Genomic DNA, 14,419 nt, shown 5'->3' with positions numbered 1-14,419 from the left:
CCGCCTCCACGCCCCGGCTACCCTCAGCACCATGAGCCGCGACGTCCCTCCCGCCCCCGGCGTCGCCGTGCCCCGGCCCGCCCCCGGCTCCCGTCAGCGGGCCCTCGTCCGGCGCTCGCCCCTGATCCTCGCCGCGCTCGTCCTCCTCGTCGGCGCCGCCGTTCTCGCCGCGCAGGGGGACCGCGAGGCGGCCGTGCTCAGCGTGCAGATCGCCATGGTGGTCCCCGTGCCGATCGCCGTCGAACGCGCCGCGCGGGTCCGCCTGCCCCCGTCCCTGCACGCCATGTACGCGGCTCTGCTGATCGCCGCCCCGTGGATGGGCGCCGCCCTCGGCCGGTACGCGGCCTGGCCCTGGTGGGACACTGTGGTGCACTTCTACTCCGGCGTGCCCATCGCGCTGGGCTGCGTCCTCGTCCTGGGTCTCGCGGCCGCCCGCCGCGGCCTGGCCATGCCGCACGGGCTCGAGGCCCTCACGGTGGTGGCGCTGCACTCGCTCGTGGCCCTGCTCTGGGAGGTCGGCGAGTTCACTGTGGACCAGGTGCTCGGCGCGCACACCCAGAAGGGCAACACGGACACCATGACGGACCTGATCGTCGGAACCCTCGGGGCCCTGCTGGTCGCCCTCGCCCTCTACGCGCACCGCACCCGTGGGCCCTTCGCCTGGATGACCCGCTTCACCGGTCGCTGAGCCGGGGCGGGCGGTGTCGCGTCCCCGCCCGCCCCGGCCCCGCCCGCCTCACGCCTGGATCGTGTGCAGGCGATGCTCGCCGTCGGCCACCCCGAACGCCGCACGGGTGCGCACCGAGGAGCCGAGCTCACTCACGTAGTCGAGCACCTGGAAGCGCGCCTCCAGCAGGTCCCGCGTGACGTCCAGGCGCAGGTAGCCGCGCAGGTCGTTGTTGAACGTGATGTGCGGGTTCCACTCCAGGGCCTTGGCCGCCGCGTCGGAGCCGTCGCCGCCGGAGGTGATCGAGGTGGTGATCAGCTCCACGCCCACCGGCGCCGAGGAGAGGTCGTTGAAGTCCCGCTTCACATCGGAGGCGAACGCCTCGTGGATGTCGCCGGTCAGCACCACCGGGTTGCGCACGCCGGCCTCGACCCAGGCGTCCACCACGCGCTCGCGGGACGCCACGTAGCCGTCCCAGGAGTCCATGTCGCCCCAGACGAGCGGGCCGGCGCTGCGGTCGTACTGCACGAACGGCACCTGCTGCGTGATGAGGTCCCAGCGCGCCGTCGAGGTCTTGAACCCCTCGCGCAGCCACGCCTCCTGCTCCGCACCCGTGATGGAGCGGCGGGGGTCCTTCGCCTCGGCCCCCACCACCTTGATGAGGTCCAGGTTGGCCTGGTCCGAGCGGTACTGCCGGGTGTCCAGGAGGTGGAAGGTGGCGAGGTCGCCCCACTGGATGCGCCGGTAGAGCTGCAGGTCGATGCCCTGGGGCACCGAGGACGCGCGCAGCGGCATGTTCTCGTAATAGGCGCGGAAGGCGGCGGCGCGGCGGGCCAGGAAGTTCGGGTCCCAGAGCTCGGGCTTCTCGTCCGCCCAGTTGTTCTCCAGCTCGTGGTCGTCCCAGATCACCAGCCACGGCGCCGCCGCGTGCGCGTCCTGCAGGTGCGGGTCCGTCTTGTACTGCGCCATGCGGGCCCGGTACTGGGCCAGCGTGCGCGACTCCCCGTTCTTGTGCGCGCGGGGGACGCCGGAGGAGACGGGGTACCCGTACGGCATGATCTCGTAGTAGTAGTCGCCCAGGTGCACCATCAGGTCCGGGCGCTCGGCGGCCATGTGTCCGTAGGCCGTGAAGTAGCCGTGCTCCCAGTTCGCGCAGGAGGCCACGGTCAGGCTCAGGTGCTCCGGGGAGGAGCCGAAGGCCGGGGCGGTGACGGTGCGGCCCGTGCGGGAGAGGTGCCCCAGCGCGCGGAACCGGTAGAAGTACTCGCGGCCCGGCTGCAGCCCCGTCAGGGTCACGTGCACCGCGTACCCGCGGGAGCGGTCCGTGGCGACGGTGCCCGAGCGCACGACGCGCGTGAACCGCTCGTCCCTGGCCACCTGGTACTCCACCGGGAACGACCGGTCCGGCATGCCGCCGAAGCCGTCGAGCGCCAGCGGGTCCACCGCCAGGCGCGTCCAGATCACGGCCCCGTCGGGCCACGGGTCACCCGAGGCGACGCCGAGCGTGAAGGGCGTGGGGCCGGTGGCCGCGTGGGCAGTGCCGGCCGGCGTGGACAGCAGTGCCGCGGAGGCGACGACGAGGCCCGCCCCGCCGAGGACGGTGCGGCGGGAGACGGGGTGGGCGATCGGGTGCGCGGGATCGGTGTGCGAGGTCACCCGTGCAGGGTGGCAGGGGTGGGTGACGTGGACGTGACCGGGCGGTGACGGCGAGGTGGGGTGGCCGGCGGGCGCGACGTCGGTCCATACGACACACGACAATGCGCAAAATTCATTTACGCTAATCGTCTATCGACTAAGGCTTGCCCCTCTTGTGCTATTTGTGGGCCGGAGTAATCTCGATTCCAGTAGCGCCGCCCCGGCCCGGGGCGGGCCCGAACCGGGAGGATCACGCCATGACCACCGCCGTCCGCACCTGCGCCGCCAGTGCCTGCGCCTTCAATGCCGAGACGTCCTGCAACGCCCTGGCCATCACCGTCGCCGGCTCCGACCGCACGCCCGGCTGCGGCACCTTCGTCCAGCTGGACGTCCGCCGCCCGGTGACCGAGGGCGCCTCGACCGTCGGTGCGTGCCACCGCCTCGAGTGCACGTTCAACGCCGACCTCGCCTGCACCGCCGAGGGCATCGAGGTCACGGACGTGGCCACCTGCGCCACCTACACGATCGACTGACCTTCCCGCCGGTCGCGCCTTACGCCCGGGTCTCCGCCGCAGGTCGGCGAGGGCCCGGGCGTGCCTCGTCTCGGAGCTGAGGCCGGCCTGGGGCCGTGGCCTCAGGGGTGGGCGACCCGCGCCGGGATCGCGTCCAGCAGTCGCCGCCAGGCGTGCCGGGGGCTGTGGTCGAGCCGGCCTGCACCGGGCAGGGCCACGTGTACCGCGGTGGTCTCGCCGTCGCGGACGCGCAGCAGGGTCACCCCGGCTTCGTCCGCGTCGAGGGCGTGGGCGGGGGACTCGGATAAGGATTCGGTGCCGACCTGCAACGGGGTGCTCTCGCCCGGCAGCAGGCCCAGGGCGACGGCGTCGGCCAGGTCTGCGAGCGCCTCGGGGGCGGTGCCCAGCACGTCGTCCGCCAGGTCTGCGAGCTCGGCCTGGTCGACGAGCCCGCGCGACGTGAGCGGCAGGGTGTGGCGGCAGAACACGGCGACGCCGTCGACGTCGTGCAGCAGGATCCGCTGGGTCTCGACGACGCCCACGCGCACCCGCGGGCCGACGTCGGCCACGAGGTCCGCGACGCGGCCCCGCAGCCCCAGCTCCGCGACCTCGGCCGAGTCCCGGCACCAGCGCAGGGTGCCGAGCAGATGCACGGACGCCAGGCGGGTGGGGAGTGTGAGGTCCAGGGCGTCGCGCAGGACGTCCACGCGCACGTCCAGCGGCGCGGGCGTGTGGAACGAGCCGAGCGAGCCGAAGAGGTTGGGGACGTGGGCGACCACGAGGCGGCCGTCCGCGCTCACACCGTGGACGGCCGTGGTGAGCGTCTCGCCGGCGCGGAAGGCCGTGACCTCGACGGAGCCCTCGCCGCGGAGCAGCCGCCGGGCCAGCAGCAGGCGACGGGGCGCCACGGGCGGCAGCGGATGAGCGGGGTGCGTGGAGGCGTGGGCCATGGGGGTCCTTCCGGCGGGGGTCCGAGAACCAGTAAGGCACACCTCAGTGAGATACGCAAGGAGAGTGTTGTGTATTTATCGGGTGCGGGGCGGTTGGGGTGCGTGGTGCTGGGCTACGGTGACGGGACTCACATGCCGTCGTCGAGAGAGCCAGCAGATCATGACCTTCCGCCCTACCCGCTACCGACTCACGACGGCGGCCCTCGGCGTCGCCCTGGCGCTCACCCTCACCTCCTGCGGCACGGCGCAGGATGCGGGCAGCTCATCGGAACCTGCCACCGCCACCGCCACCGACTCCGCACTCACACGCATCAAGGAGGCCGGCACGTTGCGTGTCTGCTCCACCGGTGACTATCCGCCCTTCACCGAGCAGACCGAGAGCGGCGACTGGAAGGGCATCGATGTGGACATGGCCCGCGACCTGGCCGAGACCATGGGCGTGGAGCCGGAGTTCGTGAAGACCAGCTGGAAGACGCTCATGGACGACTACACGTCGGGGGCGTGCGACGTCGCCGTCGGGGGCATTTCCCTGAACCCGGAGCGCGCCGAGCAGGTGTACTTCACCGTGCCGACGCAGGAGGACGGCAAGACGCCGATCACCCGCTGCGAGGACGTCGAGAAGTACGACACCGTGGAGGAGATCAACCAGCCGGGGGTGCGGTCGATCTTCCCCGAGGGCGGCACCAACGAGAAGTTCGCCCGGGAGCACTACCCGCAGGGCGAGTTGCTGACGCACGACAACCTCACGGTGTTCGACGCGCTCGCGGCCGGCGAGGCGGACGTGATGACCACGGACCGCTCCGAGGTGCTCTATATCGACCACGAGTACCCCGAGCTGTGCGCCGCGAACCCGGACGAGCCCTTCGACTACTTCCAGAAGGGGTACATGCTTCCGCAGGGGGACGAGGTGTTCAAGCACTACGTGGACCAGTGGCTGGCCACCGCGCTGAAGGACGGGACGTACGAAGGATTCGCGGAGCCGTGGGTCGGGGACGTGGAGCTGAGTCTGCCGCAGGGGTGAGCGGGTGGCAGGAGGTACCGGCCCGGGGCCATGTGGACAGGGCCGTGGATCCGGGGTGGGACGAGCCTATGACGACGATGCACCCCGCATGCGCCCCGTCCCTCTCCTCACCGACTGGAAACCCGTGGTCGGTCGACATGCCCCCGCAGAGTTCGTCGAGTGGATGGAGCAGGAGGCCGCCGCCTCGGACCTGTGGTGGCATCTTAGGGGGGGCGGCGAGCTGGGGGCGGCACGAGTTGGAGTTCGTCGCGCAGATCACCGACCTGGTGCACCGCGTCGCCGAACCGAGTGACCGGCTGACCTTAGAGGACGAGGAGCCGGTGGCACGCTACGCCCAGATCATGCAGCTCGGCGACGGGCTGGTCATGGTCGAGATCGCCAGGGTGTTCGAGGCGGGCGCTTACAACTGGCGGATCGGCCGGAGCCGGGCCGACGAGGACGCCGAGAACGTTCCGGGCGACCGGGTGACGGGCGCGCAGAAGCTCACCGCCGCTGAGACCACCGAGGTTTTCACGAGCTGGGCTGAGGGTCACGGCCTGCCGCTCGGCTACGGGGCCTCGCTGCATGTGTACGGGGACGTGCCGCACCCCGGGCAGGTGGGGGCCTGACGCCGGGCCGGTCCGGGTGTCGGGCCTTCAGCTCCTCCCGCCGGTGCCGCAGTTCGCGCTCTGCTCTGTTCAACGGCGACCCATCGAAGGGCAGGCGGGCGAGGTCCACGGCCTCGGCGGCCGCGAGCGCCTCCCGCATGGCCGCCGCCGCGGCCCGCTGGGAGCGACCACCCCGCGCCTGCTCGGCGCCTGGAGGACGGCGATGTTCTGCGCGTGGAGATCTCTGTCGCCGGTGAGCCACGCGAACAACAAATGCAGGTAGAGGTTGTGTGCGGCGACGGGCGCGGCTGTGGCAGTCGGCCGTGCTGACCCGCTCGAGCGAGCTGAGGCCCGGGGCGTTCACCTGCGGGCCTCGAGGTCCAGGCCCAAGACGCCGAGCACGGCGAGCAGCGACGAGAGCGTGCCCTGGCCTGTGCTGCGCTCGATCTGCCGGACGGTGGCGTCGGAGATCCCGGCGAGGTCTGCCATCTCCTGTTGGGCCAGGTTGAGCTCCCTGCGTGTGGCGCGGACGTGCTCACCGATCCGGCGGATCGCAGGATGCGGGGCGGTCGTGGCCCCATCGTGGCACGCGGGCGGCGGCTTCCGAAGAGTTTTTCGGAAAGGCGATCTGGTCGGGGGCTACGGCGTTCTCTGCGCTCTTATTCCGAAGGAATCTTCGGATTCACCCCGCAGGGGATGCTCGGAAGGGTCAGGACGGGAGGTGGGCGCCCCGGGTCGCAGGGTCCCGGCGACTCGTCCAAGGCGTACGGTGGTTCGGCATCAGGCTCGACGTCACGAACCCCTTGGCCAGATGGAGGCGTCGCGCGGCCCATTCAGCTTTCTGGCTGTAGGCCATCAATGGTCCGGCCGCCATCCGCCGAGGTCGTTGTGCGGCCGGTTCTACGTGCAATGTCAAGTAGATTTCCTGAGCCCGGAGCGAAGCGATGGAGAAGTCTTGAGCTGGACTCTGGTTCTGTGACCTTCCCAGCGCGCTCAGCAGGGCGAGGGTGCCCACTGCTTTGCGTAGCAGTACCTCGTCGAGGTTCTCGGGTGCCTTGGCGCCTGGGTAGGAATAGTCTTTTACCTCGATCATCCATAGACGGCTGCCATCCAGAGCGACGACATCACATCCGTGGATCTGGCCGGTACCGCTGATATCTCGGTATTGGGGCCACTCATCGAAGACCTCCACCCTCCAGTCCTCAGGGAAGGAGAAGATCGTGCCGTCGATCTCTACCTCGGCCATCCGTTTCACATCCCGAGGTAGTCATCCGCCTGGCGCGCCTCGGCCTCTAGCGCGGCGATGAAGGGCAGGTTCTCCATCACCGCGACTGAAGCAGCCGTGACGCGGGCAGCTGCGTCCGGCTGCCCGTCGTCAGTCGAACGCTGAAGCCCGATGAAACGAGGAACGATGTCACGCTCGTTCTCCAGAGTCATCTCCAGTTCTCGCAGGAGGAAGGTGCTGTGAGTGGCTACGAAAATCTGCACCCCATGCCGGGCCAGGTGGATGAGGGCATGGGCCACTGCCTTCTGAGAGGACGGATTGAGGTTGGCCTCGGGCTCGTCCCAGAACAGATACCCACTCTCCAACAGTGCCCCGGAGGAGATGAGCCGGACGATCATCGCCAGCTTCCGGTGGCCTTCGGCCAGCAGCGGTGCTTCCAGATTTCCGATGCCAGGTTGGTGGAGATATAAGCGGCCGCCTCCCTCAGAGACCGTTCCTCCTTGGAGAAGCTCGGAGAAGGGAGCCAAGAGCTCGTTGGCGCGGCGGCCGCGCGGTCCACGGAGCGCCGGCAACAGCAGCAGCTGTACAGTGTCCCGCCACGTCTCTTCGAAGGGGGTCTGATATGTGTCGTAGAGGGAGACGAAATCGGCTCCCAGTGACAGAAGTTCGTGGGACGGCATGAAGACGGGCTGGTCCTCCTCGAGGGCCTCCGTCGGGTGCTTGGCGAGCTCGACTTCGGTGCGTGAGCGCGAAGAGAAGCTGAATTCCAAAGGTGTCCCCACACCCTCAAGCTTCAGTCGGACACTGCTTCGCGCAGTCCCCTGAACGCGGCGGCTCAAGCGTCCCAGCGAATCCGGGCGAAAAGTCCCCACCAGCTTGTCGGCGATGGCTGGCTGCAGCTCACGCTTCGTCGCACCGGGGTTCTCACGAAGCGAGCGTGTGGCCGCATAGAGCAGCTTCAGCAGCTGGGATTTGCCGGTGGAGTTGTCACCCAGAACAACATTCAGTGAGCGCGAGAATTCCACATTGATCGCTTCGAACGGACCGAAGGCCTCAGCCTTCAGGCCCGCCACCGGGTGCTTCGCCATGCGACCAGCGTACTGTTCCGGTGTACCTAAGTGGGTACACCTGTGATCTCCTGGCATCTGTGCGTGTCGATGCGGCCAGCCTTCTGCCTCCACCCGACCCTGCTGAAAGGCCCCCATGCCCGCCCCTACCCCCGTCACCTCCCCGCAGAACCTCTCGAACTTCGTGTGGGGGATCGCGGATCAGCTGCGGGGCGTGTTCAAGCCGAACCAGTACGGCACGCTCGTCCTTCCGCTCACCATCCTCCGCCGCATGGAGGCGGTCATGGCCCCGCACCGGGAGTTCTTCGCGGAGCTGGCGGCCAAGGAGCATCCGGACTTCGTCCTCGCCAACCTGGTGGAGTCCCGCACGGGCCTGACGTTCTACAACCTCAGCCCCTTCACCCTGGACCGCATCCTGCAGGAGCCGGACCTGCTCCGCACGAACCTGCTGGCCTACGTGGACGGGTTCTCCCAGAACGTGGCGGACCTGTTCACCTATTACGAGTTCGACAAGACGGTCGCCAAACTGGACGAGCACGACCGCCTCTTCCTGGTCCTGCAGCAGTTCGCCTCCATCGACCTCTCCCCGGACGCCGTCTCTAACGCGGAGATGGGCACCCTCTTCGAGGACCTGATCCGCCGCTTCGCCGCCGCCTCCAACGAGACCGCCGGTGAGCACTTCACCCCGCGCGACGCGGTGAAGCTCCTCGTGGACCTGCTCACCGCCAACGACGACGACGTCCTCACCGGCTACCCGGTCCGCACCGTCTATGACCCCACGGCCGGCACCGGCGGCATGCTCTCCCTGTTGGACGAGCGCCTGCGCCGCATGAACCCGAACGCGGAGGTCCGCCTGTTCGGGCAGGAGCTCAACGACCAGTCCTATGCGATCTGCAAGTCCGAGCTGCTCGGCAAGGGCCAGGACGCGGATGGCATCGCCCGCGGGGACACCCTCAAGAACGACGCCCACCTGACCGAGCGCTTCGACTACGTCCTCTCCAACCCGCCCTACGGCGGCGACTGGAAGGTCTCCCGCACCGCGGTGGAGAAGGAGATCGCCGTCGGCGGCGCCACGAACCGCTTCCCGGGCGGCACCCCCGCCATCAGCGACGGGCAGATGCTGTTCCTCCAGCTCGTGGCCTCGAAGCTCCGCCCGGTCTCGGAGGGCGGAGGTCGGGCCGGCATCGTCCTCAACGGCTCCCCGCTGTTCACGGGTGGGGCGGGCTCGGGCCCGTCCGAGATCCGCCGCTGGCTGCTGGAATCGGACCTGGTGGATGCGATCGTCGCGCTGCCCACGGACATGTTCTACAACACCGGCATCGCCACCTACGTGTGGGTGCTGGACAACAACAAGCCGGCAGACCGCCGCGGCAAGGTGCAGCTGATCGACGCCCGCACGTTCTTCACCAAGCTGCGGCGCAACGTGGGCTCGAAGAACAAGGAGCTGTCCACGGCGGACCGCCAGCGCGTGCTGGACATCTACCGGGACTTCGACGCCCAGTCCGAGGACAAGGCCGAGTTCTCCAAGGTCCTCACCCCGCAGGATTTCGGCTACCGGGAGATCACCGTGGAGCGCCCGCTGCAGCTGCGCTTCGAGGTGGACGACGCCACCATCGCGGCGGCGCTCGCCACCAAGCCGGCGGACAAGCTTCCCGACGACGGCCGCTCGGCTCTCGAGACCGCCCTCGCCTCCCTGCGTGGCCGAGTCTGGGGCCACCAGCCCACCTTCGTGCTGGACCTGAAGAAGGCGCTGAAGGAGCACGGCGTGACCGCCGGCGCTCCACTGGTGAAGGCCCTGACCGGGGCGATTGGCGTGCACGACCCGGCAGCGGAGGTGGTGACGAACACGAAGGGCGAGCCGGAGCCGGACACCTCGCTGCGGGACACCGAACTGGTGCCCTTCGGCCGGGACATCCACGAGTACTTCGAGGCCGAGGTGGCCCCCCACGTGCCCGGCGCCTGGATCGACGAGTCCAAGACGAAGATCGGCTACGAGATCCCCTTCACCCGGCTCTTCTACACGTACGTGCCACCGCGCCCCCTCGCGGAGATCGACGCCGAGCTCAAGCAGCTCACGGCCGAGATCATCGAGCTGCTGCAGGAGGTCGAGCGGTGACAGCGTTGCATGGTGCCCTCGCGCCCAACGGTGGCATGAAACTGGCGCACGTTGCGACGGTGCTCAATGGCGGCACGCCGCGCGCCGACGACGTGAACTGGAACGGAGACGTGCCGTTCGTCACCCCTCCGGACCTTCGTGGACTCGACGGTGACTCGATCGTTGAGACGAGTCGGTCATTGACTGAGCTCGGTGCTTCCAGCGGATCGACCGTCGCAGTCTCCGGTCTCGCAGTGTCGTGTCGGGCACCGATCGGCTACGTGGGTCGTCTGAGTCGGCGGTCTGCGTTCAACCAGGGGTGCAAAGCCGTTGTGCCGTCTCCAGCGGTCGACGAGAAGTACCTGGCATACGTCCTTGTTGCTGCGAGGCCCATCTTAGAAGCGCTCGGACGAGGAACGACCTTCATGGAGATCAGTGCGAGCGATCTGGGATCACTGCTGGTTCCTGCTACAGGCCGGGAGGAGCAGCGACGAATCGCGGACTACCTCGACCGCGAGACCGCCACGATCGACGCCCTGATCGAAAAGCAGCAACGCCTCCGTTCGGTTCTCAAGGAACGTCGCCAAGAAGTAGTTCGTGCGCGCTTGGCGGACGTCGGTCCACAGGTCCAACTGCGCCACCTTGTGGTCCGTGAACGACCAATGACTTACGGCATTCTGCAGGCTGGCGAGCATGATGATGGTGGTGTGCCATACATCGGTCCTGCGGACATCTCGCGTGTCGGAGGGACGCCTGCACTGCAAGATTTGCGTCGTACGACAGTCGAAATCGCAGCGCAGTATCAGCGTTCGACTCTGCGCCCGGGTGACCTCGTGGCATCGATCGGTCCGGCCTATGGGCACGTGATGGAAATCAGTGAGGAACTGGACGGTGCCAATCTGACGCAGGACACCGTGCGGCTTGCCCTAGACCCTGATCGGGCGGACAGGCGCTATCTGATGTGGGTATTGCGGGGGGCCGCATCACGAGATTTCTGGAACTTCGAGATCACAGGCGCCACGTTCCGACGCTTGAACCTCGGCACTCTTGCCAGGACACCGGTGCCGCTCCCGTCATTGAACGAGCAACGAGAAATCGCCGACCACCTCGACCGCGCGACCGCGAAGATCGATGCACTCATCGCCAAGGCGGAGCGGTTCATCGAGCTCGCCCAGGAACGCCGTGCCGCGCTCATCACCGCCGCCGTCACCGGCCAGATCGAGATCCCCACGGAGGACTGACCGCCATGGCCATCCACAACGAGAGCGAGCTCGAGACCTACATCTGCGAGTACCTGGAGAGGCACGGCTGGCTCTACTCGGCCAACGATGCCGGCTACGACCGCAAGAACGCGATCTTCCCCGAGGACGTCCACGCCTGGCTGTCCGAGAACCAGCCGGAGGACTACGGGCGCATCGTCAAGGCTGACGCCCCGGCCTCTGCCCAGCAGGCACAGCGGGACCAGATCACCACCCGCCTGATCGACGTGCTGAACAAGCCGCAGGACACCGGTGTCGGCGGCACTCTCAACGTGCTTCGCAAGGGCTTCAAGGTCGGCACCTCCGCCACCCTGCGCATGGCCGAGCCGCGGCCGGCCACGAACCTGAACCCGGCCGCCGTCGCCTCCTACGAACGCATGCGGCTGCGCGTGATGCGTCAGGTGCACTTCAACCCGGCCACCAACCAGTCCGTGGACCTGGTGCTCTTCGTCAACGGCCTGCCCGTGGCCACGATCGAACTGAAGACCGACTCCACCCAGTCCATCGGCCACGCGAAGAAGCAGTACCGCGAGCGCAACCCCAAAGCCACGCCGCTGTTCGGGTTCGGCACCCGCGCCGTGGTCCACTTCGCCGTCTCCAACCGCGAGGTCTGGATGACCACCAAGCTGGCCGGGAAGGACACCTTCTTCCTGCCCTTCAACCAGGGCGACGACGGCCACGCCGGCAACCCGCTCAACCCGAACGGGGGCTCCTCCACGGCCTACCTGTGGGAGCGGATTCTCCAGCGGGACACCTGGCTCGAGATCCTCCAGAAGTTCGTCTTCCTCAAGAAGGAGACCGTGGAGGACGAATACGGCCGCTCGCGCCGGAAGTCCACGCTGATCTTCCCGCGCTTCCACCAGTGGGAGGCCGTCACCACGATGCTCGCCGCCGTCCGCGAGGAGGGCGCCGGCAAGTCCTACCTGATCGAGCACTCCGCCGGCTCCGGCAAGACCAACACCATCGCCTGGACCGCCCACCGCCTGCTCTCCACCTACGGGGCGGACGAGCAGCGGGTGTTCGACTCGGTCATCGTGGTCACCGACCGCACCGTGCTGGACGACCAGCTTCAGGAGGCCGTCCGGCAGATCGAGCGGACCTCCGGCACCGTGGTGGCCGTGGACCGCAAGAACCTCGGGGGAGAGGCCACCAGCAAGTCCGCCCTGGTGAAGCAGACCCTGCTGCAGGGCAACCGGATCATCGTGGTGACGCTGCAGACCTTCCCCGCCGTGCTCGAACTCCTCAAGGGCGACTCGACGCTCGCGGGCCGCACCTACGCAGTGATCGCGGACGAGGCGCACTCCTCTCAGACCGGCTCCGCCGCAGCCAAGCTCAAGCGCGTGCTCACCCCGGACGAGCAGGCCGACCTCGAAGATGGGGGAGAGGCGGACACCGAGTCCATCCTCGCCGCCGAGGTCGCCGCCACCGGACGCCCGGAGAACATCAGCTTCTTCGCCTTCACCGCCACCCCGAAGGACAAGACCCTGCAGATGTTCGGCCGCCCCTCCGGCGAGTACGACGAGAAGGGCCAGGAGATCCCGGCCTCCTTCCATCGGTACACCATGCAGCAGGCCATCGAGGAGGAGTTCATCCTCGACGTGCTGAAGAACTTCACCAACTACGACACCGCCTTCAAGCTGGCCCTGGCCGGACAGCAGGGCGAGTTCCGTCCGGAAGGCGACCGGGCCGCCGTCGGGAAGCCGACCACCGAAGTGGACCAGACCGAGGCGAGCAAGAAGCTTATGCGGTGGGTCAAGCTGCACCCGACGAACATCGCCCAGAAGGTCAAGATCATCGTGGAGCACTTCCGCGCCAACGTGGCCGGACTGCTCGACGGGCAGGCCAAGGCCATGGTGGTCACCGACTCCCGCGCCGCCGCCGTCCGGTACAAGCGCCAGATGGACCAGTACATCCAGGACATGGGGTACACGGACGTGGGCACGTTGGTGGCCTTCTCCGGCGAGATCACCGACGACGACTTCGGGCTCGAGAAGGTCACCGAACGGTCCATGAACCCGTCCGTGACCGGCAACCTGGCGAAGGCGTTCGACGGGGACGGCTACCAAGTGATGATCGTGGCCAACAAGTACCAGACCGGCTTCGACCAGCCGAAGCTCTGCGCTCTGTACGTGGACAAGAAGCTCTCCGGCGTGCTCGCCGTGCAGACGCTGTCGCGCCTGAACCGCGCGGCGCCCGGCAAGGACACCACCTACGTGCTGGACTTCGTGAACTCCGAAGACGACATCCAGGCCGCCTTCGAGCCGTACTACGCCGGCGCGAAGCTGGAGACGGTGACGGACCCGAACCTGATCCATGACCTGGGGACGAAGCTCGACGCCGCGGGTGTGTACGACTGGGACGAGGTCGACGCGTTCGCCGAGGTGTGGGTCGCGTGGAAGCCGGGGAGCGGGCAGGAGGGCCTGCAGGCCGCGCTGGAGCCCGTGGCATACCGGTTCCGCAAGGAGCTGGCGCATGCGCGGATGAACCAGGACGAGACACGCGTGAACGAGCTCGTGCTGACGCGCAAGGACATGCGGTCCTTCGTCAGCCTCTACGACTTCCTCTCCCAGATTTACGAGTTCGGGGACACCGAGCACTACAAGCGGGCGCTGTTCCTGCGGCACCTGGTACAGCTCGTGGGCGATCAGCCCGGCGGTGAGGAGCTGATCGACCTGAGCGATGTGCAACTGGTGAGCATCCGGCAGAAGAAGACGTCCTCGGGGGACATCGGGCTGACCGGTGGGGCCGCGCTGAAGGGGACCACCGCCGTGGGAGGCGGGCAGGCGCGTGAGAAGCAGCGCGGGCCGTTGGAGGAAGTGATCGAGAAGATCAACGAGATCTTCGCCGGTGAAGGCGTGGATGCGTCCCCGTCCCAGCAGGAGGCGTGGGTCAGTGCCCTCGTGGCGCCGCTCATGGAGGACGAGAAGCTGCTGGGGCAGGCCGGAGCGAACTCGCTGGAGCAGTTCCTGGCGAGCCCGAACCTGGAACGGTCGGCGATGGGCGCCGTGTACGCGAACGAGGACGCCTTCGCGAAGATGACGGACATCGTGGGCAGGGGTGGGGACCCGTCGAAGATGATCGTCGCCGCGATCGGGGAGTACTTGTACCTGACGGTGCGGGGTGGAGGCGTTCCTGAGGGTGCGGTGGGCGAGGTCGGCCCGGTGGACGTGGGGCAGAGCCCTGCTGAGACGGCGGTCGACGCTGATGCCTCTGCCGCCGGGAACCGCCCTGACGCTTTCGTTGATGAAACGGGGGGCTCCGAAGGCGTTTTGGTTGATGAAACGGGGGGCTCCTGAAGCACGTGCGTGTACGAAAAGGACGCCTTTGGTGACCCATCTTGGGATGATCCAGAAGCTCGTGCAGCTATATTGTCCGCAGAGTGCGGAATATTGACAGGTAAC

At 68.0% G+C, this 14,419-nt stretch carries 12 protein-coding genes; 7 read left to right on the top strand and 5 right to left on the bottom strand.

Features of this window, described 5'->3' with window-relative positions:
• Positions 1–31 precede the first annotated feature (31 nt).
• Positions 32–688 (top strand): hypothetical protein, encoded by a 657-nt coding sequence (locus AAG742_RS09980; RefSeq protein WP_298712332.1) that lies wholly within the window; start codon positions 32–34, stop codon positions 686–688.
• 48 nt (positions 689–736) lie between these two features.
• Here AAG742_RS09980 and AAG742_RS09975 read toward each other — a convergent pair whose 3' ends face one another.
• On the bottom strand, positions 737–2,323 hold the full coding sequence (locus AAG742_RS09975) for an alkaline phosphatase D family protein (protein ID WP_298712334.1): 1,587 nt from the start codon (positions 2,321–2,323) through the stop codon (positions 737–739).
• Between the two features lie 236 nt (positions 2,324–2,559).
• Here AAG742_RS09975 and AAG742_RS09970 point away from each other — a divergent pair, with 236 nt between their 5' ends.
• Positions 2,560–2,835 (top strand): DUF1540 domain-containing protein, encoded by a 276-nt coding sequence (locus AAG742_RS09970; RefSeq protein WP_298712337.1) that lies wholly within the window; start codon positions 2,560–2,562, stop codon positions 2,833–2,835.
• Positions 2,836–2,936: 101 nt separating this feature from the next.
• Here the strand turns inward: AAG742_RS09970 and AAG742_RS09965 are convergent, their stop codons facing one another.
• On the bottom strand, positions 2,937–3,764 hold the full coding sequence (locus AAG742_RS09965) for a hypothetical protein (protein ID WP_298712340.1): 828 nt from the start codon (positions 3,762–3,764) through the stop codon (positions 2,937–2,939).
• A gap of 160 nt (positions 3,765–3,924) precedes the next feature.
• Between AAG742_RS09965 and AAG742_RS09960 the strand changes: the two genes are divergently transcribed.
• Together AAG742_RS09960 and AAG742_RS09955 are read left to right on the top strand one after the other, a co-directional pair.
• Positions 3,925–4,785 carry a transporter substrate-binding domain-containing protein gene (locus AAG742_RS09960; RefSeq protein ID WP_343282114.1) on the top strand — a complete coding sequence of 287 codons (861 nt, stop codon included), beginning with the start codon at positions 3,925–3,927 and terminating at the stop codon, positions 4,783–4,785.
• A 236-nt stretch (positions 4,786–5,021) separates the two neighbouring features.
• Entirely contained in the window at positions 5,022–5,393 is a 372-nt protein-coding gene (locus AAG742_RS09955; protein ID WP_343282113.1) for a hypothetical protein, read from the top strand.
• 339 nt (positions 5,394–5,732) lie between these two features.
• Here AAG742_RS09955 and AAG742_RS09950 read toward each other — a convergent pair whose 3' ends face one another.
• From AAG742_RS09950 to AAG742_RS09940, 3 genes are all read right to left on the bottom strand, one after another.
• Positions 5,733–5,915, bottom strand: coding sequence for a helix-turn-helix domain-containing protein (locus AAG742_RS09950; RefSeq protein ID WP_343282428.1), 183 nt, complete (start codon positions 5,913–5,915; stop codon positions 5,733–5,735).
• Positions 5,916–6,081: 166 nt separating this feature from the next.
• Positions 6,082–6,618 (bottom strand): hypothetical protein, encoded by a 537-nt coding sequence (locus AAG742_RS09945; protein ID WP_343282112.1) that lies wholly within the window; start codon positions 6,616–6,618, stop codon positions 6,082–6,084.
• A gap of 5 nt (positions 6,619–6,623) precedes the next feature.
• Positions 6,624–7,685 carry an AAA family ATPase gene (locus tag AAG742_RS09940; RefSeq protein ID WP_343282111.1) on the bottom strand — a complete coding sequence of 354 codons (1,062 nt, stop codon included), beginning with the start codon at positions 7,683–7,685 and terminating at the stop codon, positions 6,624–6,626.
• Between the two features lie 115 nt (positions 7,686–7,800).
• Between AAG742_RS09940 and AAG742_RS09935 the strand changes: the two genes are divergently transcribed.
• The 3 genes from AAG742_RS09935 to AAG742_RS09925 are packed head-to-tail and all read left to right on the top strand — an operon-like array spanning position 7,801 to position 14,314.
• Positions 7,801–9,780, top strand: a complete 1,980-nt coding sequence (locus tag AAG742_RS09935; RefSeq protein WP_343282110.1) for a class I SAM-dependent DNA methyltransferase — start codon at positions 7,801–7,803, stop codon at positions 9,778–9,780.
• A complete protein-coding gene (locus tag AAG742_RS09930) occupies positions 9,777–11,000 on the top strand; it encodes a restriction endonuclease subunit S (RefSeq protein ID WP_343282109.1) in 1,224 nt (407 codons plus the stop codon). The genes AAG742_RS09935 and AAG742_RS09930 overlap by 4 nt, the downstream gene beginning before the upstream one ends.
• Positions 11,001–11,005: 5 nt before the next feature.
• On the top strand, positions 11,006–14,314 hold the full coding sequence (locus AAG742_RS09925; protein WP_343282108.1) for a type I restriction endonuclease: 3,309 nt from the start codon (positions 11,006–11,008) through the stop codon (positions 14,312–14,314).
• The last annotated feature ends 105 nt before the right edge of the window (positions 14,315–14,419 follow it).

This window comes from Micrococcus sp. 2A, from assembly GCF_039519235.1.
In the GTDB taxonomy this organism is placed as follows: domain Bacteria; phylum Actinomycetota; class Actinomycetes; order Actinomycetales; family Micrococcaceae; genus Micrococcus.
The sequence above is the reverse complement of the archived record's forward strand: the minus strand, read 5'-3'. Positions and strand labels throughout refer to the sequence as shown.